The organism is Sorangium sp. So ce302, assembly GCF_051530145.1.
Taxonomy (GTDB): Bacteria; Myxococcota_A; Polyangia; order Polyangiales; family Polyangiaceae; genus Sorangium; species Sorangium cellulosum_B.
The window spans coordinates 12,703,227-12,727,530 of record NZ_CP150326.1; the positions used below are offsets into that span (position 1 = coordinate 12,703,227).

Below are 24,304 nucleotides of genomic sequence, written 5' to 3' on the forward strand. Positions count from 1 at the left end.
ATAGCATCAACCAGAGGCCGCGCGCAGGGGCTACGGCGCTACGGCCAGCTACCACGCTTGCCCGCGCGGCCGACGAGGTGCGCGACCGCGGTCACCAGGCTGTTCGGCTCGATGGGCTTGGCCAGGTGCATCTGGAAGCCGGCGGCGATCGCCTGGCGGCGGTCCTCCATGCGCGTGTACGCGGTGAGCGCGAGCGCCGGTATGCCGCTCGCGGGGACGTCGGTCCCCAGGGCGCGCAGCCGCCGCATCATCGCGTAACCGTCCTCGCCCGGCATGCCGATGTCGCTCACGAGCACGTCGAACTCGCCCATGTGGAGGGCCTCGAGCGCCGCGCCTGCTGAGGCCGCTTCGCTCACCGTCGCGCCGGCGCGCACGAAGATGATGCCGAGCAGCTCGCGGGCGTCGGTCTCGTCGTCGACCACGAGGACCCGGATGCCCTCGAGCACGCGCCGCGCGGCGCCCCCCGGCGCCTCGCCGCCCCGGCGCTGCGGCGACGGCGGCGCCGCGGGCGCATCGGCGCGGATCGGCAGCCGGACCCGGAAGCGCGCGCCCTTGCCCTCTCCGTCGCTCTCGGCGTGCACGCTGCCGCCCTGCGCCTCCGCCAGGTGACGCACGATGGCGAGGCCGAGCCCGAGCCCGCCGTGGGCCCGGGTCATCCCCCCGTCCGCCTGCCGGAACCGCTCGAACAGGAACGGCAGGAAGCTCTTCGGGATGCCCTCGCCGTTGTCCTCCACCTCGACCTCGAGCGTCGCCTCGACGCGCCGGGCGAGGGCCCGCACCCGGCCCCCGGACGGCGTGAACTTCACCGCGTTCGTGAGCAGGTTCCAGACGACCTGCTGGAGCCTCTCCGCGTCGCCGAGGAAGATGCCCACGTCGTCGGCGACGGAGGTGTCGACCGCGACGCCCTTCGCCAGCGCCGCCGGGCGCACCAGGTCGAGCGCCGTGGCGAGCACCTGCCGCACGTCGACCGGATCGGTCCGGAGCTGCAGCTTCCCCGCGATGATCGTCGAGGCGTCGAGGACGTCCTCGATGAGCTGCGACTGCGCCTTCGCGTTGCGCTCGATCGTGGCGAGCCCCCGCTCGAGCGACTCGGCGTCCACCTCGCCCGTCCGGAGGATCCGCGCCCAGCCCAGGATCGACTGGAGCGGCGTCCTGAGCTCGTGCGACACCGTCGCGAGGAACTCGTCCTTGAGCCGGTTCAGCTGCTCGGCGTGCTGGCGCGCGCGCTGCTCCTGATCGAGGAGCTGGGCGCGCTCGGCGTCGGTGCGCTTCTGCTCCGTGATGTCGTGGAACGAGAGGCCGACGCCGTCGCCCAGCGCCACGGCGATGGCGCGGAACGTCCGCGGAGCGCCCTCGTGCGCGCAGAAGAGCTCGACCCGCGCGGGCTCCCCGGTCTCCACGACGCGCGCGCACGCGTCGAACGCGCTCGCGAGCGCGCTGCCAGGGACCTCGATCAAGAGCCGCTTGCCCTCCAGATCCTTGCCCCGGCCCCCGACGATCGGCCCCGTGGCCGGGTTCACGTAGACCCACTCGAAGTCGGAGATCGCCCCGGACGCGTCGCGCACGCTGCGCAGCATCATGAACCCGTCGGGCGACGCCTCCTGCACGGTGCGGAACCTCGCCTCGCTCGCCCGCAGCGCCTGCTCGATCGACTTCCGCTCCGTGATGTCCGTCGCCGTGCAGGTGATGCCGATGATCTCGCCCGTGTCATCGGCCAGCGGCTCGATCGAGACGTCGATGTGCTGGGTGCGCCCGCCGGCGTGCACCGCGATCTCGCGCCGCTGGCCGACGCCGCTGGCGAGCACGTCGCGCTTCGTCCGATCGAGCGACCTCGCGGCCTCCGGGTCCTCCAGCACCTCCCCGTCGGTCTTCCCGAGCACCTCGCGCTCGGACTTGCCGAACGAGTTGTGCATCCACGTGTAGCGCAGGTCCCGGTCCTGGGTGAACACCATGACCGGCGACCCCCGGAGCGCCTTGCGGAAGCGCTCCTCGTTCACGCGGAGCGCCTGCTCCGCGCGCAGGCGCTGGGCCACGCTCTGCTGGAGCTCGAGCGCGAGCCGCTCGGCCTTCCGGCGCGCGCCGATCTGCTCGGTCACGTCGAACGCCGTCACCATGACGCCCTCCACGGCGCCGCTCACGTCGTGCACCGGCTTGCACAGGACGTTGTACAGCCGCTCGACCGTCTCGCCGGTCCAGCGCGTGATCCGCACCGGGATCTCGCTCGCCACGCTCGGCTCGCCGCTCGCCAGGACGGCCTCGAGCTGCGCGTGCAGCGGCTGCCCGCGCAGCTCCGGGACCGCCTCGACGAGCGGCTTGCCGAGGAGATCGTCGCGGCCGACCATGCGGCAGAAGAGCGGGTTCGCGAGCTCGAACACGAGCGCCGCGCCCTTGAGGAAGCAGATCGGCGCGGGCGCCTGCGCGAGCAGCGAGCCGCTCCTGCCTCGCTCGATCTCGGTGCGCCTGCGCTCGGTCTCGATCGCCTCCAGCTGGAGCCTCGTGTGCTCGCTTACCGCCTGGGCGATGCCCGCGTCCACGCGCTCGGAGAGCGCCTCGATCTCCCGCAGATCCGGCGTGATCCCCGCCTCCTCCAGCTCGCGGAGGATGGATTGCCGGAGGACGCCGTACTCGCGGACCATCACGCCCAGGTCGAGCCCGTTCTCCCAGCGCATCTCGCCGTGCTCGCGCGCGGCCTCCTTGCTGCCGGCCGTCGACGCGCGTTGCTCCAGGCTGGCGGCCACCTCGTCGAGGAAGCTCGGCAGCGAGTTGATGATGAGCGGCTTCGGCATGTTGCGCACCGCCGCGCTCCGCTTGCGCAGCTCGCCCACGAACCGCTCGATGATGGCCTCGCGGCGGGTCCTGATGAGCGTGGAGAGCGGGATCGTCATGATCGGATCGTTCGCGTCGGGAGCCCGACCTCGGCAGACGTCGCCGTCAGGGGGCCTGGACAGCGAGCGGCGAGCGATGGTGGGCGATCGGCGGCGCGGGTGGCATCGGCGAGCACGGTATCTTCGGAGAGCTGACCGAGCGCCACAAGGCGCACCGCCAGCGCGGCTCACCCGGCCTCGGACGGCCGGCCGCCACCCTCCTGAGACGGCCGCGGCCGGCTCTCCGTCGGCGTCGATCTCGACACCGGCCTTGAGCTGAGCCTGACTTCCACCTCGCCAGCACAAGCCAAGGCGCGAGCAAGCGTTGTGCCGAGATCGGCCAGCCGATGAACGAGATGATGCGCGGTGCGCGACGTCACGAGTGAGGCAATTTGTCGCAGTTACCCCGCCCGCCCGTGTCGTGCGGCGGCATCTGCAGCGAGCCGCCGGGGCACCCGGGCGCTCCGCGATCCGGGGAACTCGCGATGTCGCGGCACGTCGGCTGCAATGACGTAGCGACGTAGCGACGTAGCGACGTAGCGACGTAACGACGTAACCGCTGCAATCGCTGCAACAACGCAGCATCGAAGCGCTGGAACACCGATTCACCCAGTGATTCACCCGATGAGGAGGTTATCATGCTCAGTTGGAGTGTCGCGTTCTTCGTCGTGGCGATCATCGCCGCGATCCTCGGCTTCGGCGGCCTCGCGGCGAGCGCCGCCTCGGTGGCGAAGCTGCTCTTCGTCATCTTTCTCGTCCTGGCGGTCGTCTCCCTCGCGCTCGGCCGACGCGCCCCGACCTGACGCCATGCCGATCGCGCGTGTTCGGAGGCCACGATCGGGGCGACATGCCTCGTCGGGCCGAGCGGTATCCGTGCTTCCGCATGGCACGTCTGTCGCAATACCCGCGGATCGACCCATCTATCGCGCCATGAGGCCCATCCCGGGCGGCGTCGATAAGGCGTCCGTGTCGCGCCGGGCGCTCGCCCGGACGCGAGGTCGCGCGTCGACCGCAGACCAGAGGAGATCATCATGTTGACCGTCCGAACATTCCTGCCTATCGCCATCGTCATGAGCGCCGTCGTGGGCTGCGAGTCCCCCACGGCGGACGCGCAAACCAAGGCCGAGCGCGCGCAGCGCGAGGCGCAGCAGAAGGCGGCGGAGGTCGCCACCGAGCTCGACAAGAAGGTCGCCGAGATCGACCAGAAGGCCGAGCGGGCCACCGACGACGCGCTCCGCGAGGCCGCGGAGAAGCTCAACAACGCCGCCGTCGAGGCCCAGGAGAAGACCGCGGAGGCCGAGGCGGAGCTGGTGAAGGCGCGCGCGGACGTGCGCGCGTCCACGTCGCGCAGGATCGAGGACCTCGAGAAGGAAGCCGTCGAGCTCCGCGAAAAGGCCGAGAAGAAGCTGCCCAAGGACGAGGTCGGCAGGCTGATGAAGGACGTGGAGGACAAGTCGGAGGCCGTCCGCAGGAGCCTGCGCGACCTCGACGCGGCGACCGGCGAGACCCTCGACCGGGTGAAACAAGGCGTCTACCAGCGTGTGGAGGAGCTGGATCGCGCGATCCAGGCGGTGAAGCGGCGCGTTTGATGCAAGCTCGCTCGCCTGGGCCCAGCAAAGCTCGACACGAGGAGGACATGATGGCGAATCAGAAGGCGACTCAGCAGACCCCATCGGCGGACATCGAGGGAGAGGGCAACCGCACGGCCGATCGGCGTTACCGAGAAGGGGTGGAGAAGTCGGTGAAGGCCGGCAAGATCAAGGAGCACGCCGAGGAGGCCGCCCGCGCGCTCGACGGACCCGAGGGCGACGAGCTGCGCGAAGCCGAGGAAGCGGCGCGGCGAGGTCAACCCAACTGAACCGGGTGAGCAGCGATGATCCGCGAGCTCCGATGCAAAGCCTGTGGCCGCCGGTACGTCTTCGTATCGACGGCGGCCACGCCCTGCCGGGCCTGCGGCTCGGCCCTCGACGAGGTGGAGCTCGAGCGCGGCGTTTACGAGCTCGTCACGAACGACGCGCGGAGCCCGGCCTCGACCGCTCCGTCGAGCCCGGCGGACCCCATGGTCCCCGAGGATCTCGGCTACGGCGAGTCCCATGGATACGGACCCGCGCACGGCGGCCCGACGGGCCCCGGCGACGCGCCCGCGACCGACCCCTGATCCAACCGAGCTCACTTCGCGCGCAGGGCGCCGCGGGCGCGCTCGCAGAGCGCCTGTGGCGGCCGCTGGAGAGCAGTGGGCGAACGACGGGACGCCGGAGAGCGCTGGTCAAATTGGAACAGGGAGATGGGGAGGCAAGGAGGAAAAACTCAGCAAATCTCCCTGTCTCCCCGTCTCCCTGTGATCCTTCTCGGGCAACGTTGACCACCACCCGCCGGAGGGAGGGCGCTGGCCGTCAGGCCGCCCTCGCTGTGCGGAGCGGGGCGTGGCTCGAGGCGTGGGGGCGGCGGGAGTGGGCGATGAGCGCCTCGAAGAGCTCCAGCATCTGCCGGCCGAGGCGCTCGTTCGTGTCCTCGGTCAGCTCCGCCTCGATCCTCGGCAAGAGGTCCCGCTCCTCCTCCTCGGCGTGGTGCGTGACGAGCTCCCTCAGGGTGGCGAGCCTGGCCTTGAAGCTCGGGTCCTCCGGCGCCGTGCCGACGACGCGGCGGATCTCGAACCGCGTGACCGTATGCTCTTCGCAGGCTCCGCCGACGAGGTCCGGCTCGACGGCGAGCAGCTCCGGGAAGAGGACCACCTGCTCGGCGAGCATGTGGGCGAGGAGGTGCTTGGTCAGCTCGTCCGTCGCTCCCCGGACATCGCCTGTGGTCGAGAGGGCCAGATCGAACAGCCTCTCGGCTTCGCGGTGTTGCCCCTTCAAGAGCTGTGTCGCCTTCATGCATTCTCCTCTCAAGGACCGGACGTCAGGTTGTTGTTCATCGAGGTGGCTGGGCTGCCGTTCATCGAGGGGGAAAGGAGCTCGTCGCGCTCGCTCGCCAGCGACCAGCTCACGCAGCGGCCTCGGCCGAGGGCCCGCGGCGACGCGCCGAGCCTTCAGCGGGGTGACATCGCGCCGTCGCGCAGCGCGCGCAGCGTCAGCGGCAAGGCCCGCGAGCGCGCGAGCCCCCCTCCCGCCCCCTCTTCTGCATGAGGTGCACTAAAGCAATCACCGTGCCGATTGGGGTTTATTCCGGATGCGAAGAGACGCTGGACGCCGGACAGGGAATATCGATGTGGAATTTCGCCTCTCGCCATGGCTCCCGGAGCGCGGGCGAACTCGGCTGTTGCCGGCAGGCGGCGCCGTCTGGCTGTTGCCGGCAGGCGGCGCCGTCTGATCGAGAGAGGCGCCGGGCGTCCGCGGGGGACCGCGACGATGCCTCGGTGGCGGCCCCTCGCCCGCGTGGCCCGTCGGAGGCGCGACACGCGCCGCGACGAGGCGCGCTGCCGGCCCGCGCCGATCCGTGGAGGAACGGCGGGTCGGTGAGCCCCCTACCGGCCGTGGCGCTTCGGGCGCGGCGGCGCTGGCTGGCCCCCGTCGGCGGCGGACCGCTCGGCCGCTGCGCGCGGCCGGTGCCATCCAGGATGGGGCAAGAACGCGCACCTGTGGCGAAACGTCACGTTGGAGGGACGTCGACGAGGAGCGGACTGGGCTTGATGGCGCGAACTCTCCGTGGCACGTTCCCTGCAACTGCAGGCAGCGGTCGACCTTTAGAAGAGCTGCCGGGGAAGGACACGCGATGAGCGGCAGGATACTCGTCGTCGACGACGACGAAGCGACGTGCGATCTGGTCGAAGCCCTCCTCAAGAGGCAGGAGTTCTCCGTCGCGGCGCGCACTTCGGCCAAGAGCGCGCTCGAGCTGGTGAGCGATGACGATTTCGACGTCGTGTTGACCGACGTCGGCATGAGCGAGATGAGCGGCCTGGAGCTCTGCGAGCGCATCCTCGGCGCGCGCCCCGACATGCTCGTCATCGTCATGACGGCGCTCGGGAGCATGGAGACCGCCATCTCCTCCATGCGCGCCGGGGCGTTCGACTTCGTCACGAAGCCGCTCGACGCGAACCTCCTCGGCCTGACGGTCTCGCGCGCCGTCCAGCATCGGCGCCTCCGCTCGGAGGTGAAGCGCCTGCGCGAGGCGGCCCACGACGTCCAGCAGACCAAGGGCCTCGTCGGGCGCAGCCCTGCGATGAAGCGCGTCTACGATCTGATCGGGCGCGTCGCGCGGAGCGACGCCTCGGTCCTCGTGCACGGCGAGACGGGCACCGGCAAGGAGCTCATCGCGCGGGCGATCCACGAGGCCAGCGGCCGGTCCGGCCCCTTCGTGGCGGTCAACTGCGCCGCGGTGCCTCAGGCGCTCCTCGAGAGCGAGCTCTTCGGCCACGCGCGCGGCGCCTTCACCGACGCCAAGACCCAGCGCACCGGCCTGTTCCTGGAGGCCAGCGGCGGCACCATCTTCCTCGACGAGATCGGCGAGATGCCGCTCGAGGTCCAGCCGAAGCTGCTCCGCGCGCTGCAGGAGCGCAAGGTGCGGCCGGTGGGCTCGAACGCCGAGATCCCCTTCGACGCCCGCATCGTGACGGCGACGAACCGCGACCTCGAGACCGAGGTGTACGAGAAGCGGTTCCGCGAGGACCTCTACTACCGGGTCAACGTCGTGAAGATCGACCTGCCGCCCCTGCGCGAGCGCGGCACCGACGTGCTCCACCTCGCGATGCACTTCCTCGAGAAGTTCTCGTCCCGCAGCAGCAAGGGCGTGCTCTCGCTCTCGACCGCGGCCGCGGAGAAGCTCACGGCGTACAACTGGCCGGGCAACGTGCGCGAGCTCGAGAACAGCATCGAGCGCGCGGTGGCGCTGGCCCGCTTCGAGCAGATCACGGTCGAGGACCTGCCGGACAAGGTCCAGGCCTACCGGCCCGACCGCTTCGTCGTCGCCGTCGATGAGCCGGCGGAGATCATGACGATGGACGAGCTCGAGAAGCGCTACATCAAGCGCGTGCTCGCGCTCGTCGGCGGCAACAAGTCGCGCGCCGCCCAGATGCTCGGGTTCGACCGGCGGACGCTCTACCGCAAGCTGGAGCGCTACGGGGAGCAGGACGGCTCGGGCGGGGACGAGGGCCCAGACAAGGCGGCCTCTTCGCCGGGCTCGGCGAGCTCCTCGTTGAGCTGAGGCGGGGCGCGAGGCGAGGCGAGGCGTAACGAATGAGCGAAAAGGCGCTGTCCGACTCGATTTACAAGCTGTTCGCGCGCGCGGGGCACGACGTGCGCGGGCCCGCCGGGGTCGTGGCCACGGCGCTCAACGAGCTGGAGAGCGTCCTCGGGGGCGAGGCCACCGCCCAGAACGCGGCGTACTTCACCATGGCGCGGCGGGGCGTGCGCCGCCTGCTGCGCCTCGCCGACCGCTACACTGCCGCGTCCGAGCTGTCGCGGCAGCTCGACGCCCCGGCGCAGCCGCTCGACCTCGAGGCGCTCGTCCAGAAGGCCGTCGCGGAGGCGTCGTTCGTCTACGGGCGGCGCGACGTCACGGTGGCGCTCGACCTCGCCCCTGTGCGCGGCTTCGCGCACGCCGCGTCGATGACCGCGGCGCTCTCGGACGCGCTCATGCTCGCCCTGAACGTCGCCCGCGCGCGGGTCGTCGTGGCGCTCGCGGCCCATGGCGATCGCGCGCGGGTGGTGATGACGAGCGACTCGAGCGCGGCCTCGGTGGAGAAGCTCTTCGAGGCGGCGCTCGCGCCGGACGCGGATCCGCTCGCCGACGGCGGGCTGCCCGTCCGGGTGATCGACGGCGTGCTCAAGGCGCACGGCGGCGAGGCGCGGGCCGACCGCGTCGGCGCGGAGACGCAGATCACCCTGGAGTGGCCGCTGAACGCGGCCGACCGCAAGGCGGGGGCCTGATGAGCGCGGAGCTGCCGCAGGTGCTGGTGCTCGACGACGACGACGACACGGCGGCGCTGCTCGGCATGGCGCTCCGCCGCCGCGGCTTCCGCGTGCTCGTGGCGCGCTCGTGCGAGGAAGGGCGCTCGATGCTCGCCGCGAGCGCGGTCGACGCCCTGGTGACGGACGTGTCGCTCCCCGACGGCAGCGGCGTCGAGCTGGTCGCGTCGCTCGCGGACAGGCCACGGGCGGTGATCGTCGTGAGCGGATTCGGCGGGGACGACGATCGCGAGAAGAGCCGGACGGCCGGCGCTCACGCGCACATGGTCAAGCCCATCGACGTGGCCCGGCTCGTGGCCACGCTCAACGAGCTGCTCGGGCGGCCCAGCTGAGCGGGCGGCCGGCGATCCCGCGCGGCGCGCTGGCCACGCCGGCGCGCGGAGCAGGGCGGCCGCGGGCTCGCCTCACTTGTCGACCGACGCGTAAAACGAGACGCCCCGCCGGTTCTCGTCGAGGCGGAGCGGGTGCTGCAGCGCCGGCAGCGCGCGCTGGGCGCAGTCGAGGCGCTCGCAGGTCCGGCACGTGACGCCGACGGGCACGGCCGCGCCGATGTTGTCCAGGTCGATCCCGTCGGCATAGACGAGCTCGCGGGCATAGCGGACGTCGCAGCCCATGCCGATCGACTGCACCGTGTGGGGGACGTGGTAGCCGCCGCGGTCGCTGCGCACGGTGCGCGCGATGCAGAAGTAGACGGCGCCGTCGGGCATCTGCGAGAGCTGGATCCGGATCATGCCGGGCGTCATCAGGGCGGCGTGGACGTTCCAGCGGGGACACGCGCCGCTGAACCGCGCGAACCGTATGCCGGAGCCGCTGAAGCGCTTCGAGATGTTGCCCGCGATGTCGATGCGGACCATGTGCATCGGCACCCCCTCGGCGCCCGGGCGGCGGAGCGTCGTCAACCGGTGGCACACCTGCTCGAAGCTCGTGCCGAACCGGTGCGCGAGGAGCTCGATGTCGTAGCGCTCGGCGCGCGCCGCCTCCAGGAACGGCTGATACGGCATGAGGATCGCGGCGGCGAAGTAGTTGGCCAGCGCGACGCGGGCGAGCGCGCGGGACTCCGGGGTCGTGAGGTTCTCGTCGCGCAGGATGCGGTCGATGGCCGTCGATTGCGTCAAGAGGCCGAGCTGGTGCGCGAGCTGGAACCTGCGGCTCCGGGGCGGCAGCACCTCGGAGATGCTCAGCACGCGCCTGTCGGGGTCATATCGCCGCATCGCCTGGCGCTCGTCCGCGACCCGGACGATGCGCACCTCGATGCCGCGCGTCGCGTGGAGGTACCGGACGAGGCCGCGGTAGACGTCGTCCGCGTCGAGCTCCGCCTCGCGCCAGAGCGCCTCGGCGCCTTCCTCGAGCTCCGCGAAATGGTTCATCCGGCGCTGGATGAGATCGCTGACCTCCTCGGACGGTAGCCGCGAGTTGTCGACCGCGACGAACCCGTCCCCCGCCAGCCGCTCTCCCAGCGTATCCAGCGATTCGCGCGTCGTCGCGTAGGTCCGGTAGAGCGTGAGCACCGCGCGCGCAACGTTCGGGGACGCCGCGACGAGCTCGCGCAGATCCGCGTTCGTCAGCCCGTGGCTCTCGAAGATGGGATCGCCGAACACCTCGTGGAGATCGGCCGTGAGCCGGACGTCCTCTTCCGACGCGAAGTTCTGGAGGTCGAGCTGGAATATCTGGGCGAGCCGGATGAGCAGCGGCGCAGTCAGCGGACGCCGGTTGTTCTCTATCAAGTTCAGATAGCTCGCCGAGACACCGAGGCGCTCCGCCAGATCGACCTGCGTCATGTGCTCGCGACGCCGGAGCGCGCGGACCTTGGCTCCGAGAAGAGGTGCATCGGCCATGGGGACCCTCCCGACGTGACCAGGACAACCTGGATGAAATGTAGGCGCAGCTCGCCTGGTGGAAATTTACAATAGTTTACACGTTAACACGCTGTAAAGCCCTTTCGTCTACATCGTTATCCGCCTGCATTTCAGAGCGAAGTTGACGCTGAAACCTCGTCGACAAACATAGGTTGCTTGTAACGACGCGCAGCGTTGCAGGAGATGTGGATGAGCCAGAATCATGAGACCGCAAGCGTCCGCTTGCTCGCTCCTCGGGTCAGGGGCGACGAGTCCGTCCTCACGCCAGAGGCCCTTCGCTTCCTCTCCGGTCTTGGGCGCAAGTTCGCTGACCGGGTACCCGCCCTGCTCGCCCGGCGGCGCGCCGTGCAAGAGCGGCTGGACGCGGGCGAGCGGTTCGATTTTCTCCCCGAGACGCGGGATGTGCGCGGGGGCGACTGGACGGTGGCGCCGCTGCCCGAGGACCTCCTCGACCGGCGCGTGGAGATCACGGGTCCGGTCGATCCCAAGATGATCATCAACGCGCTGAACTCGGGCGCGAGCGTGTTCATGGCCGATTTCGAGGACGCCACGTCGCCCACGTGGAAGAACCTCATCGAGGGGCAAGCGGCGCTGAGGCTCGCGGCGCGGCGCGAGCTCCGTTACGAGGACCCGGCGACCGGCAAGCGTTACGCCCTCGGAGAGAGGGTGGCGACCCTGCTCGTGCGCCCGCGCGGCTGGCACCTCCCCGAGAAGCACGTCGAGCTCGACGGCAAGCCGCTGCCAGGCGGGCTCTTCGATTTCGGACTCTATTTCTTTCACAACGCGCGTGAGCTCGTCCGCCGCGGTACCGGGCCTTACTTCTATCTGCCGAAGATGGAGAGTCACCTGGAGGCGCGCCTCTGGAACGACGTCTTCGTGTTCGCGCAAGAGGCGCTGGGCCTCCCCATCGGCACGATCAAGGCCACGGTCCTCATCGAGACGCTGCCCGCGGCGTTCGAGATGGACGAGATCCTCCACGAGCTCCGGCAGCACTCGGCCGGCCTCAACTGCGGTCGCTGGGACTACATCTTCAGCTTCATCAAGAAGCTCCGGAACGACCCCGCCTGCGTGATGCCGGACCGCTCGCAGGTGACGATGGAGCAGCATTTCCTGCGCTCGTACACGCAGCTGCTCGTGAAGACGTGCCACCGCCGCGGCGTCCACGCGATGGGCGGCATGGCGGCGCAGATCCCGATCAAGAGCGACCCCGAGGCGAACCGCGCGGCGCTCGACAAGGTGCGCGCCGACAAGCTGCGCGAGGTGAAGGACGGGCACGACGGCACCTGGGTCGCGCACCCGGGGCTCGTGCCGCTCGCGCGCGAGGTGTTCGACGCGCACATGCCCGCTGCGAACCAGATCGAGCGGAAGCGCGAGGACGTCCGCGTCTCGGCGGCCGACCTGCTGCGCGTCCCGGAGGGCGCGCGCACCGAGGCCGGCCTGCGCCATAACATCCGGGTCGGCGTCCAGTACCTCGAGGCGTGGATCAGCGGCCTCGGCTGCGTCCCGCTCTACAACCTGATGGAGGACGCGGCCACCGCGGAGATCTCCCGCACCCAGGTCTGGCAATGGATCCGCCACGGGGCGACGCTCGACGACGGCCTGCCGCTCACCGTGGAGCGCTTCCGCGCGGCGGTGGACAGCGAGATGGCCGCGCTCCGCGGCGCGCTCGGCCCGGCGCGCTTCGACGGCGGCCGCTTCGCCGAGGCGCGCGCGCTGTTCGAGCGGCTGTCGATCGGAGAGACCTTCGAGGAGTTCCTCACGCTGCCTGCTTACGAGCTCTTGATCTCCAGCGCCGGAGAGCGGCGCTCGTGACGCCCGGCGCGCTTCGTTTGACGTCGACACAGCGGCCGCTGCCGCCCCCAACCCCAACGCATTAGGAGCCCAGTCATGTCCGCTGCTTTCCCGCTGAACACGCCGATCTCCGCCGACTCCCTGCACGCGCCGCCGAGCGACACCGTCCCGGGCCGGTGGAGCGGCGTCGTCCGGCCGTACTCCGAGGCGGACGTCGCGCGCCTCCGCGGCACCGTCCGTATCGACTACACGCTCGCGACCCTCGGCGCCAAGCGGCTCTGGAACCTCATGCACTCCGAGCCCTACGTGGCGGCGCTCGGCGCCCTCACCGGCAACCAGGCGATGCAGCAGGTCCGGGCCGGGCTCAAGGCCATCTACCTGAGCGGGTGGCAGGTGGCGGCCGACAACAACGAGGCCGGGACCATGTACCCCGACCAGAGCCTGTATCCGGCGAACAGCGTCCCGACGCTCGTGCGCCGCATCAACCAGGCGCTCCTCCGCGCCGACCAGATCGAGAACGCCGAGGGCAAGGCGGGGCGCTACTGGCTCGCGCCCATCATGGCCGACGCGGAGGCGGGCTTCGGCGGGCCGCTCAACGCGTTCGAGCTGATGAAGGCCATGATCGAGGCGGGCGCATCGGGCGTTCACTTCGAGGATCAGCTCGCCTCCGAGAAGAAGTGCGGGCACATGGGCGGCAAGGTCCTCGTCCCGACCAGCCAGTTCATCCGCACCCTGATCGCGGCCCGCCTCGCCAGCGACGTCATGGGCGTACCGACCGTCCTCGTGGCCCGCACGGACGCCGACAGCGCCAAGCTGATCACGTCCGACGTCGACCCGCGCGACAAGCCGTTCGTCACGGGCGAGCGCACGCCCGAGGGCTTCTTCGTGCTGAAGGGCGGCCTCGAGGCGGCCATCGCGCGCGGGCTCGCGTACGCGCCCTACGCGGACCTCGTCTGGTGCGAGACCTCGACGCCGGACCTCGATCAGGCGAAGCGCTTCGCGGAGGGGATCCACAGGCAGTTCCCGGGCAAGCTGCTCGCCTACAACTGCTCGCCTTCGTTCAACTGGAAGAAGCACCTCGACGACGCGACGATCGCCCGGTTCCAGCGCGAGCTCGGCGCGATGGGGTACAAGTTCCAGTTCGTGACCCTCGCCGGGTTCCACTCGCTGAACCACAGCATGTTCGAGCTCGCCCGCCAGTACCAGCGCCGGGGGATGGCGGCGTACTCCGAGCTCCAGCAGGCCGAGTTCGCCGGCGAGCAGTTCGGCTACAGCGCGACCCGCCACCAGCGCGAGGTCGGGACGGGCTACTTCGACGAGGTCGCCCAGGTGATCTCGGGCGGCGCTGCGTCCACGCTGGCCCTCCACGAGTCCACCGAGGCCGCCCAGTTCTGAGCGCCCGCGCGGGCGTGCGCCGTCCGTCGCGCACGCCCGCGCCTGTCCGCCGCGGCGCCGCCCGCCCGCCGTTTGAGTAGGCTCGGCGGCGGCTGGGGCGACAAGCTCTTCTTCGCGTCGGAGTACTTCGAGCGGCTTCACGCCCTCGCGGTGGAGCTCATCGAGCGCGACGACTTCCTCGAGGACCCCCCCAAGAAGTGGTTCCGGCTCGCGCCCGGGCAGCAGGTGCGGCTCGGCTACGCCGGGTTCAACACCTGTCGCGACGAGGTGAGAGACGAGGCCACAGGAGAGGTCGTCGAGCTCCGCTGCCACGACCGGCTCTTCGCGGCCGAGCGGCCCAACGGGGTCGAAGAGAGAAAGGATTTCCTGTAGATCTTGAATCCTGGCTCGCTGGTTTTCCTGAGCGGGTGTCAGGTGGAACCGAGCCTGTCCACGGTCGAGAAGGGGAGCCATGTCCGGTTCGAGCGCGAGGGGTTCTTCTTCGTGGACCCCCTCGATTCCGCGCCCGGCGCGCCCGTCTTCAACCGCACGGCGGCGCTCAAGGACTCGTGGTCGAGGCTCTCGGTCGAGAAGCCCGCTCGGGCCCGTGGGCCCGCGCCCCGAGAGCCCGGCCGCGAAGGCGCCGCCGCCGGAGCCTCGGCGCGAGCGCGCGCCCTTCGAGGAGCGCCTCGCGCGGCTCGACCCGGCGCGGGCCGAGGAGGCCAGACACCTCATCGAACCACGTGGGATACCGGGCGATGACGCGGTGGTCCTGGCCGACGACGACGGCCTCCTCCGGCTCTTCGAGGAGACGGCCGCCGTGCACGACAACCCCCGGGGCGCCGCCAACTGGGTCATCCACTCGCTCGCCCGCGAGCTGAAGGACAGGAAGACAGGCGACCTCCCCGTCTCGGGCGCGCAGCTCGGCGAGCCCCTGGCGCTGATCGATGACGGGACGATTCCGGGAAGATTGCAAGAGATGTCCTCGCTGAGATAATGCAGCAGGGCGGTAGTCCGAAGGCGATCGTCGCGCAGCGAGGGCTCCGGCAGGTCGCCCTGGAGCGCGTCGTCGACCAGATCATCGCCGGCCATCCAGGCGAGGCTTCCCGCTTCCGCGCGGCGAATTCGAAGCGGATCGGGCTCTTCGTCGGTCAGGTCATGAAGGCTTCCGGCGGCAAGGCGAACCCCGACCTGGTCACTACGCTGCTGGCCAGGAAGCTGGCGTAAATCTCCCACCCACGCGCTGTTTCGCTTCCCCCCCGACGCGGGGTGCGCCCGAGTGCTGCGCTCTGCGTTATCCCACTCCCGGCACCTGACTAGGTGATGCGTGTCGTGGCGGTGTGCAGAAACATGTCCAGAAAAATGTCCATAAAATAATTGAACTTGATAGCTGGAGTGGTGTAGATCTGATTGGTACTATGGAATCTGCACGCCAGTTCGCTCTCCTCGCTTGCGTGGCTGTGTCGTTCTCGCAGGTCGCTTGTGTAGCGTCTGCCGAGCTCGATGGGGATGAGGGGGTGGCGGAGGTCCAGCAGGAGGTCACGATTCACAACGCGATGACGGCCAACGCGATGACGGCCAACGCGATGACCGCCAACGCGTTGGTCGCCAACGCGATGACGGCCAACGCGATGACGGCCAACGCGTTGGTCGCCAACGCGCTGACAAGGGAAGCGCTCCGTGATCCAGAGTCGAGGGAGCTCCTCAGCTTCATTGTGAGCTGCGCTCTCCCCGAGGATGCCCGCCTCAACGTCAAGATTGATGGGGTCTCCTACAGCTTCGAGGGGGATCTCGGCCTCGCGCCCGAGTGGGGCTCGAAGCGCGGCTCGTGCGATGAAGACTGCCAGGAGTGGGTCTCCGCGTGCCTGCTCGCGCGCGTGAACTACCGGGGCGAGCACGTCATGATCTCGCTCCGCGGAAAGCACGAAGCGCTCTCGTCCACGAAGCGGGAGCGGGCGAGCTACGACATCCCGGAGGCGACCTACTTCGGCAACGTCTTCCAGAAGCCGCAGCGCCGCTTCGCCTGCCTCGCGCCGGGCAAGAGGCAGATCCCGCGCGTCTGCGGGCCCTCGATTGACGACTGCCCGATCGATGTCGTGGGCGAATGTGAGGATGTGTGCGATGGGCCGAGATCGGACGGCAGCTTCTTGAACTGCCGCGATCGTGAGCCGCTCGACCTTCCGTGCGGCCCCCGCGTCTTTCCGCGCGGCACCGACCGCTACAAGGCTTCGGTCTCCGTCTTCCTCGAGTAGCATCGAGCCGTGTGGATTCCGGCGTAGTCCTCGCGAGCCGCTTCGTCGTCGAGCAGCAGGTCGCAGCAGGGGGGATGGGGACGGTCTATCGCGCGCACGACCGCCTCGACGCCCGCCCGGTCGCCATCAAGGTCCTGCACAGCCGCGAAGCATTCGACGTCGAGCGGTTCGAGCGCGAGTCGCAGATCCTCGCTGAGCTGAGCCACCCGGGGATCGTGCGGTACGTCGCGCACGGGCGAACCAGCGCCGGGGACCACTACCTCGCCATGGAGTGGCTGGAGGGCGAGGACCTGGCGGCGTGCCTCGCGCGTCGGCAGCTCGCGCTCGCCGAGAGCCTCGCGGTGCTGCGCAGGACGGCGGACGCGCTCGCCTTCGCGCACTCGCGCGGGATCATCCACCGCGACGTCAAGCCGAGCAACATCTTCCTCGTCGCCGGTGACGTCGGCCAGCTCAAGCTCGTCGACTTCGGGATCGCGCGCCCCGACGGGGAGTCGCGGCGGCTCACCTACACGGGCGGCATCCTCGGGACGCCGGGGTACATCGCGCCCGAGCAGATCGAGGGCGGGGGCGCGCTCGACGCGCGGGCGGACGTGTTCTCGCTCGCGTGCGTCTACTACGAGTGCGTCGCGGGCCGCCCGGCCTTCGAGGGGGCGCACGTCATGGCGGCGCTCGCCAAGCTCCTGTTCCAGCAGACGCCCCGGCTGCGCGACGTCCGCGCGGACGTCCCGGAGCCGCTGGAGCGCCTCATGGACCGGATGATGGCGAAGAACCCCGAGGATCGGCCGCGCGACTGCGGCGACGTCGGGGTCGAGCTCGCGCACATCGCGGAGGTGCTCGACGCCTGGGCCTCGCCGCGGCCCGCCACGCTGGCCTCCCCGCGCGACGCGACCATGCGCTCGGCGCGGCCCGATGGCTTCCTCACGCGCAGCGAGCAGCGGCTCGTGTCCCTCGTGCTCGCCGGCGAGCCGGACGACGTGCAGATGAGCGTCGCGGCGGCCGGCGGCGTGCCCAGCGCCTCGGACGTCTCGAGCGTGCTGCAGGAGCTCTCGAGCGAGGGCCCGGGCTCCGCGGTGCCGCGCTCGGAGGTGCGGGCGGCGGTGGAGCCCTACGGCGCCCACATCACGGAGATCTCGCGAGGTTCGCTCATCGCGATCCTCGCCGGCGCCGGGAGCGCCGTGGACCGGGCCGAGCGGGCGGCGCGGTGCGCGCTCGCGCTGCGCGCGCGGTTCCCCGGCATTCCGCTCGCCGTTGCCACGGGGCGCGGGGTGTCGTCGGCGAAGCTCATCGAGGGCGACGTCATCGACCGGGGGGTGCGCGCCCTGCGGGCCGCGCACGCCGGGGCGGTCCGGCTCGACGACGTGACGGCCAGCGTGGTCGGCGGCCGGCTCAAGGTGGAGACCGACGAGAACGGGCCGTTCCTTGCGACCGAGACGGCGGCCGACGAGAGCGTCCCCGTGCTCCTCGGCAAGCCGAGCGTCTGGGTCGGCCGCATCCGCGAGCTGTCCATGCTGGAGGGCGTGTTCTCCGGGTGCGTCAGCGAGTCGCTGGCGAGCGCGGTGCTCGTGATCGGCGCGGCGGGGTCCGGGAAGTCGAGGCTCCGCCTGGAGTTCCTCACCCGGGCGCGGCGCCAGTTCGGGTCGGTGGAGATCCTCTCCGGGCGGGCCGAGTCGATGGCCGCGGGGTCCCCGTTCGGGCTCATCGCCGATGCGATCCACAAGGCGGCGGGGATGCGCGAGGGCGAGCCCGTGGAGGCCCGGCGGCGCAAGCTGACGCGCCGGCTAGGGCGCCACCTGAGCGGCGAGGCGCTGAGCCGGATCGCGGCCTTCCTGGGCGAGCTCTCGCGGACGCCGTTCCCCGACGGCGAGACGAGCGGGCTGCGCGCGGCGCGCGACAACGCGATGCTCATGGCCGACGCGACGCGCGCGGCGTGGGAGGACTGGCTCGCCGCCGAGTGCGCGGCGCAGCCGGTGCTGCTCGTGCTCGAGGACCTGCACTTCGGCGATCCGGCGACCGTGCGCCTCATCGATCAGACGCTCCGGAACCTCCGGGACCTGCCGCTCATGCTGCTCGCGCTGGCCCGGCCCGAGGTGAGCAAGCAGTTCCCCGGGCTGTGGACCGACCGGGAGGTGCAGACGATCAAGCTCGGGCCGCTGCCCGCCAAGGCGAGCGAGCGCATGGTGCGGAGCGCGCTCGGCGAAGACACGCCCGCGGAGACGGTGGCCCGGGTCGTGGACCGGGCCGACGGCAACCCGTTCTACCTGGAGGAGCTCATCCGCGCGGTCGCGACGGGCAAGGGGGACGTGCTGCCCGACTCGGTGCTGGGCACGGTCGAGGCGCGGCTCGACGCCGAGGGGCACGAGGCGAAGCGCGTGCTGCGGGCCGCGAGCATCTTCGGCGACCGCTTCTCGAAGCTCGCGGTGGCGGCGCTGCTCGGCGGCGCGACGCGCGTGAAGGAGACCGAGACGTGGCTCGACGCGCTCGCGGCGCGGGAGCTCATCGCCCCGGTCTCGACGCCGGGGTGGCTCATCCCGACGGACTACGTGTTCCGCCACGCGATCGTGCGCGAGGCCGCGTACGCGATGCTCACGGAGCCGGACCGCGCCCTCGGCCACAAGCTGGCCGGCGAGTGGCTCGAGCGCAGCGGGCACACCGACGCGATGGCGCTCGCGGAGCACTTCCGTCGCGGCGGCGAGCCGGCGCGCGCGGTGCGGTGGTACCGGAGGGCCGCGGAGCAGGCGCTCGAGGCGAACGATCTGGCGAGCGCGCTCGCGCGCGCCGAGATGGGCGTCCAGTGCGGGGCGGCCGACGAGGAGCTCGGACGGCTGCGGCTCGTGGAGGCCGAGATCGGCCTGTGGCAGGGAGAGGTGGTGCTCGCCGCGCAGCGCGGCACCGAGGCGGCGAGCCTCGTCCGGACCGGCAGCTCGCCGTGGTTCCGCGCCATCGGGCAGGTGATCATCGCGGAGGGGAAGCTCGGTCACTTCGATCGCGTCGAGGCGTGGGCGACGCGGGCGGCCGAGGCGGCGGGCGCGATCAGCGCGCGGATCATGTGCCTGTGCGACGCCGCGACGTTCCTGAGCTTCGGCGGCCGCTACGCGGCGGCCGACGCGCTGATCCAGATGCTCGAGGCGGTCGCGAGCGAGCCCGCCGGGCTCGAGCCGCAGGCGGCGGGGCTCTACCACCAGGCGCGTGCGGTCCGGGCGCAGACGAGGGGCGACACCGGGGCCGCGCTGAGCGGGTTCACGGCGGCGAGCGCGGCGTTCGAGCAGGCCGGCGACCGCCGGAACGCCTGCGCGGCGCGCTCGAACCTGGGCTTCTTGTACGGTGAGCTCGGCGACTTCGAGGTGGCCGAGTCGGAGCTCCGGACGGCGCTCGCCGCGGCGCAGCGCATGGGCCTCGACGACCTGGAGACGGCCGCGCTCCAGAACCTCGGCTACGTCATCGCCCACCTGGGGCAGCTCGAGGAGGCGAAGCTCCTCGAGCAGCGCGCCGCCGCGACGTTCCAGCAGCAGGGCGACCGGCGCATGGAGGGCGTGACGCTGACGTACATGGCGAAGATCATGCTCCTGTCGGGCGATCCCGTGGCCGCCGAGCGCGAGGCGCGCGCCGCGGTCGAGGCGCTGGTGGTGGCGCCTCCGCTCCGCGCCGCCGCCGTGGCGGTGCTCTCGCGCGCGCTGCTCGCGCAGGGCCGCCCGGAAGAGGCGCTGCCGGCCGCGCGCGAGGCGTTCGTGCAGCTCGAGGAGGCGGGCTCGCTCGAGGAGGGCGAGTCGCTCGTGCGGCTCGCCTACGCCGAGGCGCTCGCGGCGGCGGGCGCCGCGCGCGAGGCGGCGGAGGCGCTCGCCGTCGCGCGCCAGCACCTGCTCGACCGCGCGGCGAAGATCAGCGACGCGGCCTGGCGGGAGCGGTTCTTGACGTGCGTACCCGACAACGCGAAGACCCTCGCGCTCGCCGCCGCCGAGTGACATTTCACGGGGCGGCGGCGCGGCTTGCCTACGCCGGCTGCGTCGGCTGATCCAGGGCGGCCTCCGCCGCTTCGCGCTCGGCGATGGCGGCGGCGTGGCGGCGCAGCCGGTCGCCCATCACGTTCGGGATGCGCTCCGCGGCCTCGAGCGCGGCCGAGAGCGCGCCGCGCGCGGCGGCGAGCCGGCCGCGGCGCAGCGCGGTCACCGCGCGGATCTCGAGGACCTCGATGTGCTCCTGGCCCACGGAGCTCTGGGCCGAGCGGTCCACGAGCGCGTCCCACGCTGCGTCGTCCGCGGCGCCCCTGTCCTGCGTGGCCAGATCGATCATGGCGCAGAGCACCTCCTCCGAGGGGACCATCAGCGCGTCGGCCTGGCCCTCGGCGCGGGCGCGCTCCTGCATCTCGCGCATCTGCTCGAACAGCGCGCGCGCCTCGGCCTGCTCGCCGCAAAAGAAGAGGAACCGGGTCTTGAGGAGCAGGGCGACAGGCCGGCACGCCCCGCAGAACCGGTGCCGCTCGATCTCGAGCGCGCGATCGATGTGCGGCCCCGCCGCCGCGAGGTCGTCCATGAGGTAGAGGTACTCGCCGAGGTTGTACTCGCCGACCCGCTCCAGCGCGCCCTGGCCGAGGTCGCGCGCGAGCGCGAGCACCCGCTCGAGGTCGGCGATCATCCGGGCCTTGTCGCCGCGGCACGCCCAGAGGAGCGCGCGGTTGTTCGTCACGACGCAGAGGTGCAGCGTGTCGTGGTGCGCCTCGCAGAGCGCGATCGCGCGGCCGAGCGCGTCCTCGGCGTCGTCGAGCCGGCCGAGCCCCTGGAGGACGAAGCCGAGCATGAGCAGCGAGATGACGAGCGTCTCGTACCCGTCGTCGCCGAGCGAGGCGGCCGACTCCGCCGCGCGCTCGAGCGCGGCGGTCGCCTCTTCCTCCCGGCTGAAGCGGTGGAGCGTGCGCCCGGCGCCGAGCGCGAGGCGCGCGGTGAGCGCCGGCGACAGCGTGATCTCGTCGGCGAGCACGCCCGCCTCCTCGACGCGCTCCTCGGAGCTCTTGAACTCGTCCATCCAGTCGAGCGCCGTGGCCTCGTCGAGCAGGATGTCGATCTGCGCCGGGATGTCGCCGCGCGCCCGCGCGATGGCCCGCGCGCTGGCGAAGTCGGCGAGCGCGTCGTGGTAGCGGCCCAGGCGGTAGCGCATGAGGCCGCGGCCCCGGTGCGCGGCCGCGCGGTCGGGGCGCACCCCGCCCGGCGCGCGGCGGCTGGGCGGGCCTCCGCCCGGGGCCGTCGGCTCGATCGGCTGCTCCAGGGCGCGGGTGTAGAGCGTCTCCGCGTCGAGGTAGGCGTGCCGGGCGCGCGCGCGCTCCGCCAGGGTGAGGTAGGCGATCTCCGCGATCTCGCCGAGGCCCGCCTGGGCGGCGTGGTACGCGAACGGGATGAGGCGCGCGTCCTTGAGGTGCGGCGCGTCGCGCTCGCCGGCCTCGTCGCTCGCGGCGTCGCGGTGCAGCTTGAAGGCCGCGAGGTGGACGCGCCGGCGGAGCGGCTCGGGCGCGCCGCGGGCCACCGCCTCGCGGACCAGCGCGTGGCGGAAGCCGATGCGGCCCCGCCGGTCCTGGACGAGGAGGCCCGCGGCGATCAGGCGCTTCACGGCGACCGCGGCGTCGAGCGGCAGGTCGTCGGCCTCGCCGTGCTCGTCGAGCCGGTGGAGCACGCCGGCCACCTCGGCGACCGCGACGTCGGGGCCGAGCAGCGCGATGAGCCGCGCGTGCGCCTGCAGCGCGGGCGGGAGCGCGTCGATCTCGCCGAGGGCCAGCCAGTCGAGGAGCGGCATGTCGGGGAGCCGATCGAGCTCGTCGGTGGCGAGGTACCACGCGTCGCCCCGCGGGTGCCGGCGCACGACGCCCCCCCGCTTGAGGCCGCGCACGAGCTCGATGAGGAGGAGCGGGACGCCCTGCGCGCGCTCGACGAGGTGCGCGACCGCGGGCTCGGGCACGTCCTCCGCGGGCAGGAGCAGCCGCCGGCACAGGGCGATCGCGCTCTCGCGGTCGAGCGCCTCGAGCCGGTAGGTCTCGCGGCGCGCGGCGCGCTCGCCGAAGGAGGGGCGCGCGCTCTCGAAGCTCGGCCGCCCGAACGCGCAGATGAAGAGCGGCGCCTGCGCCTCGGCGAGCGCCGCGTACTCGAGCGCGGCGAGCGCCGCGTCGTCGGCCACGTGCGCGTCGTCGAGCACCACGAAGAGCGGCGTCCGGCGCGATCGCCGGCGGAGGGCCTCGCCGGCGGCCACGGAGAGCGCGGCGCGGAGCGCGCCCGGCGCCGCGGAGAGCGCGCGGAGCTCCGGGTAGCGCTCCTCGGCGAGCGGGTCGTCGCTGATCCAGCCGAGCGCGAGCGCCACGGCGGCCCCGAGCCGCGCCTGCTGCGCGCCCGCGAGGCGGCGCCGGAGGAGCGCGCTGCCGCCGTCCGCCGGAGGGGACGACGGTAGCGCGAGCGCCCGCTGCAGGATCTCCCGGACGACGCGATCGGCCCCGCCAGCGACCGGCTCGCCGGTCCGGAGCTCGATCACCTCGGCGCGCCCCTCGAGCGCGCGCAGCCGCTGCGCGAGCGCGCCGGCGAGGCGGCTCTTGCCGTGGCCGGCCACGCCGATGACGCTGGCGATGGTGGGCGTCGCGGTCGCCACGGCGTCGCGCGCGCCCGCGACCAGCGCGTCGAGCACGTCGCTCCGGCCGAACAGCGGCTGGGAGCTCGAGTCGAACGCGGTGTCGGCGTCGGGCTGGGCGGCGGCCGGCCCGGGCCGGGCGGAGGTCGGTCCTGGCGGGGGGAGGCCGTCGCCCTGGGCCTGGGAGGCGTCGTCGCCGAGCGCCGCCGCGGCCGCCGGCGACAGGGTGAGGCCCAGAGGGCCGCCCGCCGCGAGCCGGTCCGCCCGGCGGAAGAGCGGGCTCAGGAACCGCCGCGTGCCGTCGGGCCGCGGCTGGACGGACACGGTCGCGAGGTCGAGCAGCCCGCGGGAGAGGACGCGCTGCTGCTCGAGCTCGCGGCCGGCGTGCACCGCGCGGCGCAGCGGGCTCGCGCCGTCCGCGTGATCGAAGACGGCGACGAAGCGGCCGCCCGCGGCGTGGGCGAGCTCGCCGCCCAGCGCGCTGAGCCTCCGCTGGAGGGCCACGACGTCGAGCTCGGCCTCGAAGAAGAGGAGCGCGACGGCGCGCCGCTCGACGCTGCGGGCGCTCGGCGGCGGCGGATCGGTGGTGGGGCCCCTGAGGCGCGAGGGGCGGCGCTCCTGGCCGCGCTCGAAGCTCTCCAGGGCGGCGATGAGCGCCGCGGCGCTCGCGAAGCGCTGGCCCCTGTCCTTCGCGAGGCACCGGAGCACGATCTCCTCGAGCGAGCGCGAGATCGGCGCGATCTGGGAGGGCCGCGGGGGGCGGCGGCTGAGGTGGTCCTGCCGCACCAGGGCGGGAGGTCCCCAGAAGGGCGGCTTGCCGGTGAGCAGCTCGAACAGCACGGCGCCGAGGGCGTACACGTCCGCGCGCGCGTCGACGTCGTCGCGGCCGTCGCACTGCTCGGGGGCCATGTACTCGGCGGTGCCGGGCGCGTCGCTGCCGGCGGTGAGGCGGGGCGACGGCTCGCGGTGCCCCGCGGCGAGGCCGAGATCGATGATGGTGGCGCGGTGCCCGCCGACCCCGGCGCGCGCGGCGAGCGGCGCGCCGGAGACGAAGATGTTCTCCGGCTTGACGTCGCGGTGCACGTAGCCGCGCGCGTGGATCGCCTCGAGGGCCCGGAGCGCGGAGCGCGCGAGGGCGCACGCCTCGCGCGCCGGCATCGGCCCGGCGACCCCGCGCGCCACGAGGCGGTCGGCGAGCGTGGGGCCGTCGAGGTACTCCATGACGAAGTACGGCGCGCCCGAGGCGAGCTGGCCGCACCCGTAGACGGCGGGCACGTGGGGCGGCCCGACGTCGTAGAGGGCCCGCATCTCCTTGACGAGGCGCGCGCTCGCGTCCGGCTGGTCGGCGCGCGCGACCTTGATCGCCACGGTCGGCCCGCCCTCCTCGGGCTCGGCCGCGAACACGGCCCCGAACCCGCCTGCGCCGGCGAGCCGGACGCCCCGGTAGCCTTCGATGCTGGGCGGAGCGGTCGCGCTGAGCCAGCTGCCGCTGGACTCGTCCGCGCCGCCGGGCGCGCCGGGCTCCGGGCTGGCCTGCCGCACGACGGGCCCGTGCTCCGGACACCCCGGATCCGCGTGCGCGACGCGCTTGCCGCACTCCTTGCACCGCGCGGTGGGCGCCCCGGAGCGAGCCGCGCTTCCGCCTCGACGAGCATCGGGCAACATGG

17 protein-coding genes and 1 pseudogene are annotated in these 24,304 nt (G+C 72.3%); 14 read left to right on the forward strand and 4 right to left on the reverse strand.

The features are described 5' to 3' along the window. Nucleotides 1-38 precede the first annotated feature (38 nt). Complete coding sequence (locus WME73_RS48015) at nucleotides 39-2,885, reverse strand: PAS domain-containing hybrid sensor histidine kinase/response regulator (protein ID WP_437742991.1); 2,847 nt, start codon at nucleotides 2,883-2,885, stop codon at nucleotides 39-41. A 617-nt stretch (nucleotides 2,886-3,502) separates the two neighbouring features. On the opposite strand from WME73_RS48015, the gene WME73_RS48020 reads away from it, so the two are divergent. The 4 genes from WME73_RS48020 (at nucleotide 3,503) to WME73_RS48035 (ending at nucleotide 5,022) form a co-directional block, all read left to right on the forward strand. After that, nucleotides 3,503-3,667: a DUF1328 domain-containing protein gene (locus tag WME73_RS48020; protein ID WP_012241326.1), complete on the forward strand. Its 165-nt coding sequence runs from the start codon at nucleotides 3,503-3,505 to the stop codon at nucleotides 3,665-3,667. Between the two features lie 228 nt (nucleotides 3,668-3,895). Then, entirely contained in the window at nucleotides 3,896-4,453 is a 558-nt protein-coding gene (locus WME73_RS48025) for a hypothetical protein (protein ID WP_437742992.1), read from the forward strand. A 47-nt stretch (nucleotides 4,454-4,500) separates the two neighbouring features. Next, on the forward strand, nucleotides 4,501-4,722 hold the full coding sequence (locus WME73_RS48030; protein WP_437713915.1) for a hypothetical protein: 222 nt from the start codon (nucleotides 4,501-4,503) through the stop codon (nucleotides 4,720-4,722). Between the two features lie 15 nt (nucleotides 4,723-4,737). Further along, on the forward strand, nucleotides 4,738-5,022 hold the full coding sequence (locus WME73_RS48035) for a hypothetical protein (protein ID WP_437742994.1): 285 nt from the start codon (nucleotides 4,738-4,740) through the stop codon (nucleotides 5,020-5,022). A 235-nt stretch (nucleotides 5,023-5,257) separates the two neighbouring features. Here WME73_RS48035 and WME73_RS48040 read toward each other — a convergent pair whose 3' ends face one another. After that, complete coding sequence (locus WME73_RS48040; RefSeq protein ID WP_437742995.1) at nucleotides 5,258-5,737, reverse strand: hemerythrin domain-containing protein; 480 nt, start codon at nucleotides 5,735-5,737, stop codon at nucleotides 5,258-5,260. Nucleotides 5,738-6,575: 838 nt separating this feature from the next. Here WME73_RS48040 and WME73_RS48045 point away from each other — a divergent pair. The 3 genes from WME73_RS48045 to WME73_RS48055 are packed head-to-tail and all read left to right on the forward strand — an operon-like array spanning nucleotide 6,576 to nucleotide 9,099. Further along, entirely contained in the window at nucleotides 6,576-8,003 is a 1,428-nt protein-coding gene (locus WME73_RS48045) for a sigma-54-dependent transcriptional regulator (protein WP_437742996.1), read from the forward strand. Between the two features lie 32 nt (nucleotides 8,004-8,035). Next, nucleotides 8,036-8,728 (forward strand): histidine kinase, encoded by a 693-nt coding sequence (locus WME73_RS48050; RefSeq protein WP_437742997.1) that lies wholly within the window; start codon nucleotides 8,036-8,038, stop codon nucleotides 8,726-8,728. Further along, a complete protein-coding gene (locus WME73_RS48055; RefSeq protein WP_437913963.1) occupies nucleotides 8,728-9,099 on the forward strand; it encodes a response regulator in 372 nt (123 codons plus the stop codon). Before WME73_RS48050 ends, WME73_RS48055 begins: the two co-directional genes overlap by 1 nt. A gap of 72 nt (nucleotides 9,100-9,171) precedes the next feature. On the opposite strand, the gene WME73_RS48060 is transcribed toward WME73_RS48055, so the two are convergent. Beyond that, on the reverse strand, nucleotides 9,172-10,602 hold the full coding sequence (locus WME73_RS48060; RefSeq protein ID WP_437296514.1) for a helix-turn-helix domain-containing protein: 1,431 nt from the start codon (nucleotides 10,600-10,602) through the stop codon (nucleotides 9,172-9,174). Nucleotides 10,603-10,812: 210 nt separating this feature from the next. Between WME73_RS48060 and aceB the strand changes: the two genes are divergently transcribed. The 7 genes and pseudogenes from aceB (at nucleotide 10,813) to WME73_RS48095 (ending at nucleotide 19,999) form a co-directional block, all read left to right on the forward strand. Beyond that, nucleotides 10,813-12,435 carry a malate synthase A gene (aceB, locus tag WME73_RS48065; protein ID WP_437913964.1) on the forward strand — a complete coding sequence of 541 codons (1,623 nt, stop codon included), beginning with the start codon at nucleotides 10,813-10,815 and terminating at the stop codon, nucleotides 12,433-12,435. A 75-nt stretch (nucleotides 12,436-12,510) separates the two neighbouring features. Then, nucleotides 12,511-13,809 (forward strand): isocitrate lyase, encoded by a 1,299-nt coding sequence (aceA, locus tag WME73_RS48070; protein WP_437913965.1) that lies wholly within the window; start codon nucleotides 12,511-12,513, stop codon nucleotides 13,807-13,809. Between the two features lie 72 nt (nucleotides 13,810-13,881). After that, nucleotides 13,882-14,181: a hypothetical protein gene (locus WME73_RS48075; RefSeq protein ID WP_437913966.1), complete on the forward strand. Its 300-nt coding sequence runs from the start codon at nucleotides 13,882-13,884 to the stop codon at nucleotides 14,179-14,181. 3 nt (nucleotides 14,182-14,184) lie between these two features. Further along, nucleotides 14,185-14,550, forward strand: a complete 366-nt coding sequence (locus tag WME73_RS48080; protein WP_437913967.1) for a hypothetical protein — start codon at nucleotides 14,185-14,187, stop codon at nucleotides 14,548-14,550. Nucleotides 14,551-14,608: 58 nt separating this feature from the next. Beyond that, nucleotides 14,609-15,015 (forward strand): annotated as a pseudogene (locus tag WME73_RS48085) (hypothetical protein). Between the two features lie 290 nt (nucleotides 15,016-15,305). After that, nucleotides 15,306-16,040 (forward strand): hypothetical protein, encoded by a 735-nt coding sequence (locus tag WME73_RS48090; RefSeq protein WP_437743000.1) that lies wholly within the window; start codon nucleotides 15,306-15,308, stop codon nucleotides 16,038-16,040. Nucleotides 16,041-16,051: 11 nt separating this feature from the next. Further along, nucleotides 16,052-19,999: a serine/threonine-protein kinase gene (locus WME73_RS48095; protein ID WP_437913968.1), complete on the forward strand. Its 3,948-nt coding sequence runs from the start codon at nucleotides 16,052-16,054 to the stop codon at nucleotides 19,997-19,999. Between the two features lie 28 nt (nucleotides 20,000-20,027). On the opposite strand, the gene WME73_RS48100 is transcribed toward WME73_RS48095, so the two are convergent. Then, nucleotides 20,028-24,302, reverse strand: a complete 4,275-nt coding sequence (locus WME73_RS48100; protein WP_437743002.1) for a serine/threonine-protein kinase — start codon at nucleotides 24,300-24,302, stop codon at nucleotides 20,028-20,030. Nucleotides 24,303-24,304 lie beyond the last annotated feature (2 nt).

What these genes read in the sequence shown, in the direction of transcription:
- WME73_RS48040 (WP_437742995.1), bottom strand. Translation starts at nt 5,737, where the DNA reads ATGAAGGCGACACAGCTCTTGAAGGGGCAACACCGCGAAGCCGAGAGG.
- WME73_RS48020 (WP_012241326.1), top strand. Translation starts at nt 3,503, where the DNA reads ATGCTCAGTTGGAGTGTCGCGTTCTTCGTCGTGGCGATCATCGCCGCG.
- WME73_RS48030 (WP_437713915.1), top strand. Translation starts at nt 4,501, where the DNA reads ATGATGGCGAATCAGAAGGCGACTCAGCAGACCCCATCGGCGGACATC.
- WME73_RS48045 (WP_437742996.1), top strand. Translation starts at nt 6,576, where the DNA reads ATGAGCGGCAGGATACTCGTCGTCGACGACGACGAAGCGACGTGCGAT.
- WME73_RS48015 (WP_437742991.1), bottom strand. Translation starts at nt 2,885, where the DNA reads ATGACGATCCCGCTCTCCACGCTCATCAGGACCCGCCGCGAGGCCATC.
- aceA (WP_437913965.1), top strand. Translation starts at nt 12,511, where the DNA reads ATGTCCGCTGCTTTCCCGCTGAACACGCCGATCTCCGCCGACTCCCTG.
- WME73_RS48025 (WP_437742992.1), top strand. Translation starts at nt 3,896, where the DNA reads ATGTTGACCGTCCGAACATTCCTGCCTATCGCCATCGTCATGAGCGCC.
- WME73_RS48055 (WP_437913963.1), top strand. Translation starts at nt 8,728, where the DNA reads ATGAGCGCGGAGCTGCCGCAGGTGCTGGTGCTCGACGACGACGACGAC.
- WME73_RS48035 (WP_437742994.1), top strand. Translation starts at nt 4,738, where the DNA reads ATGATCCGCGAGCTCCGATGCAAAGCCTGTGGCCGCCGGTACGTCTTC.
- WME73_RS48050 (WP_437742997.1), top strand. Translation starts at nt 8,036, where the DNA reads ATGAGCGAAAAGGCGCTGTCCGACTCGATTTACAAGCTGTTCGCGCGC.
- aceB (WP_437913964.1), top strand. Translation starts at nt 10,813, where the DNA reads ATGAGCCAGAATCATGAGACCGCAAGCGTCCGCTTGCTCGCTCCTCGG.
- WME73_RS48060 (WP_437296514.1), bottom strand. Translation starts at nt 10,602, where the DNA reads ATGGCCGATGCACCTCTTCTCGGAGCCAAGGTCCGCGCGCTCCGGCGT.
- WME73_RS48100 (WP_437743002.1), bottom strand. Translation starts at nt 24,302, where the DNA reads ATGTTGCCCGATGCTCGTCGAGGCGGAAGCGCGGCTCGCTCCGGGGCG.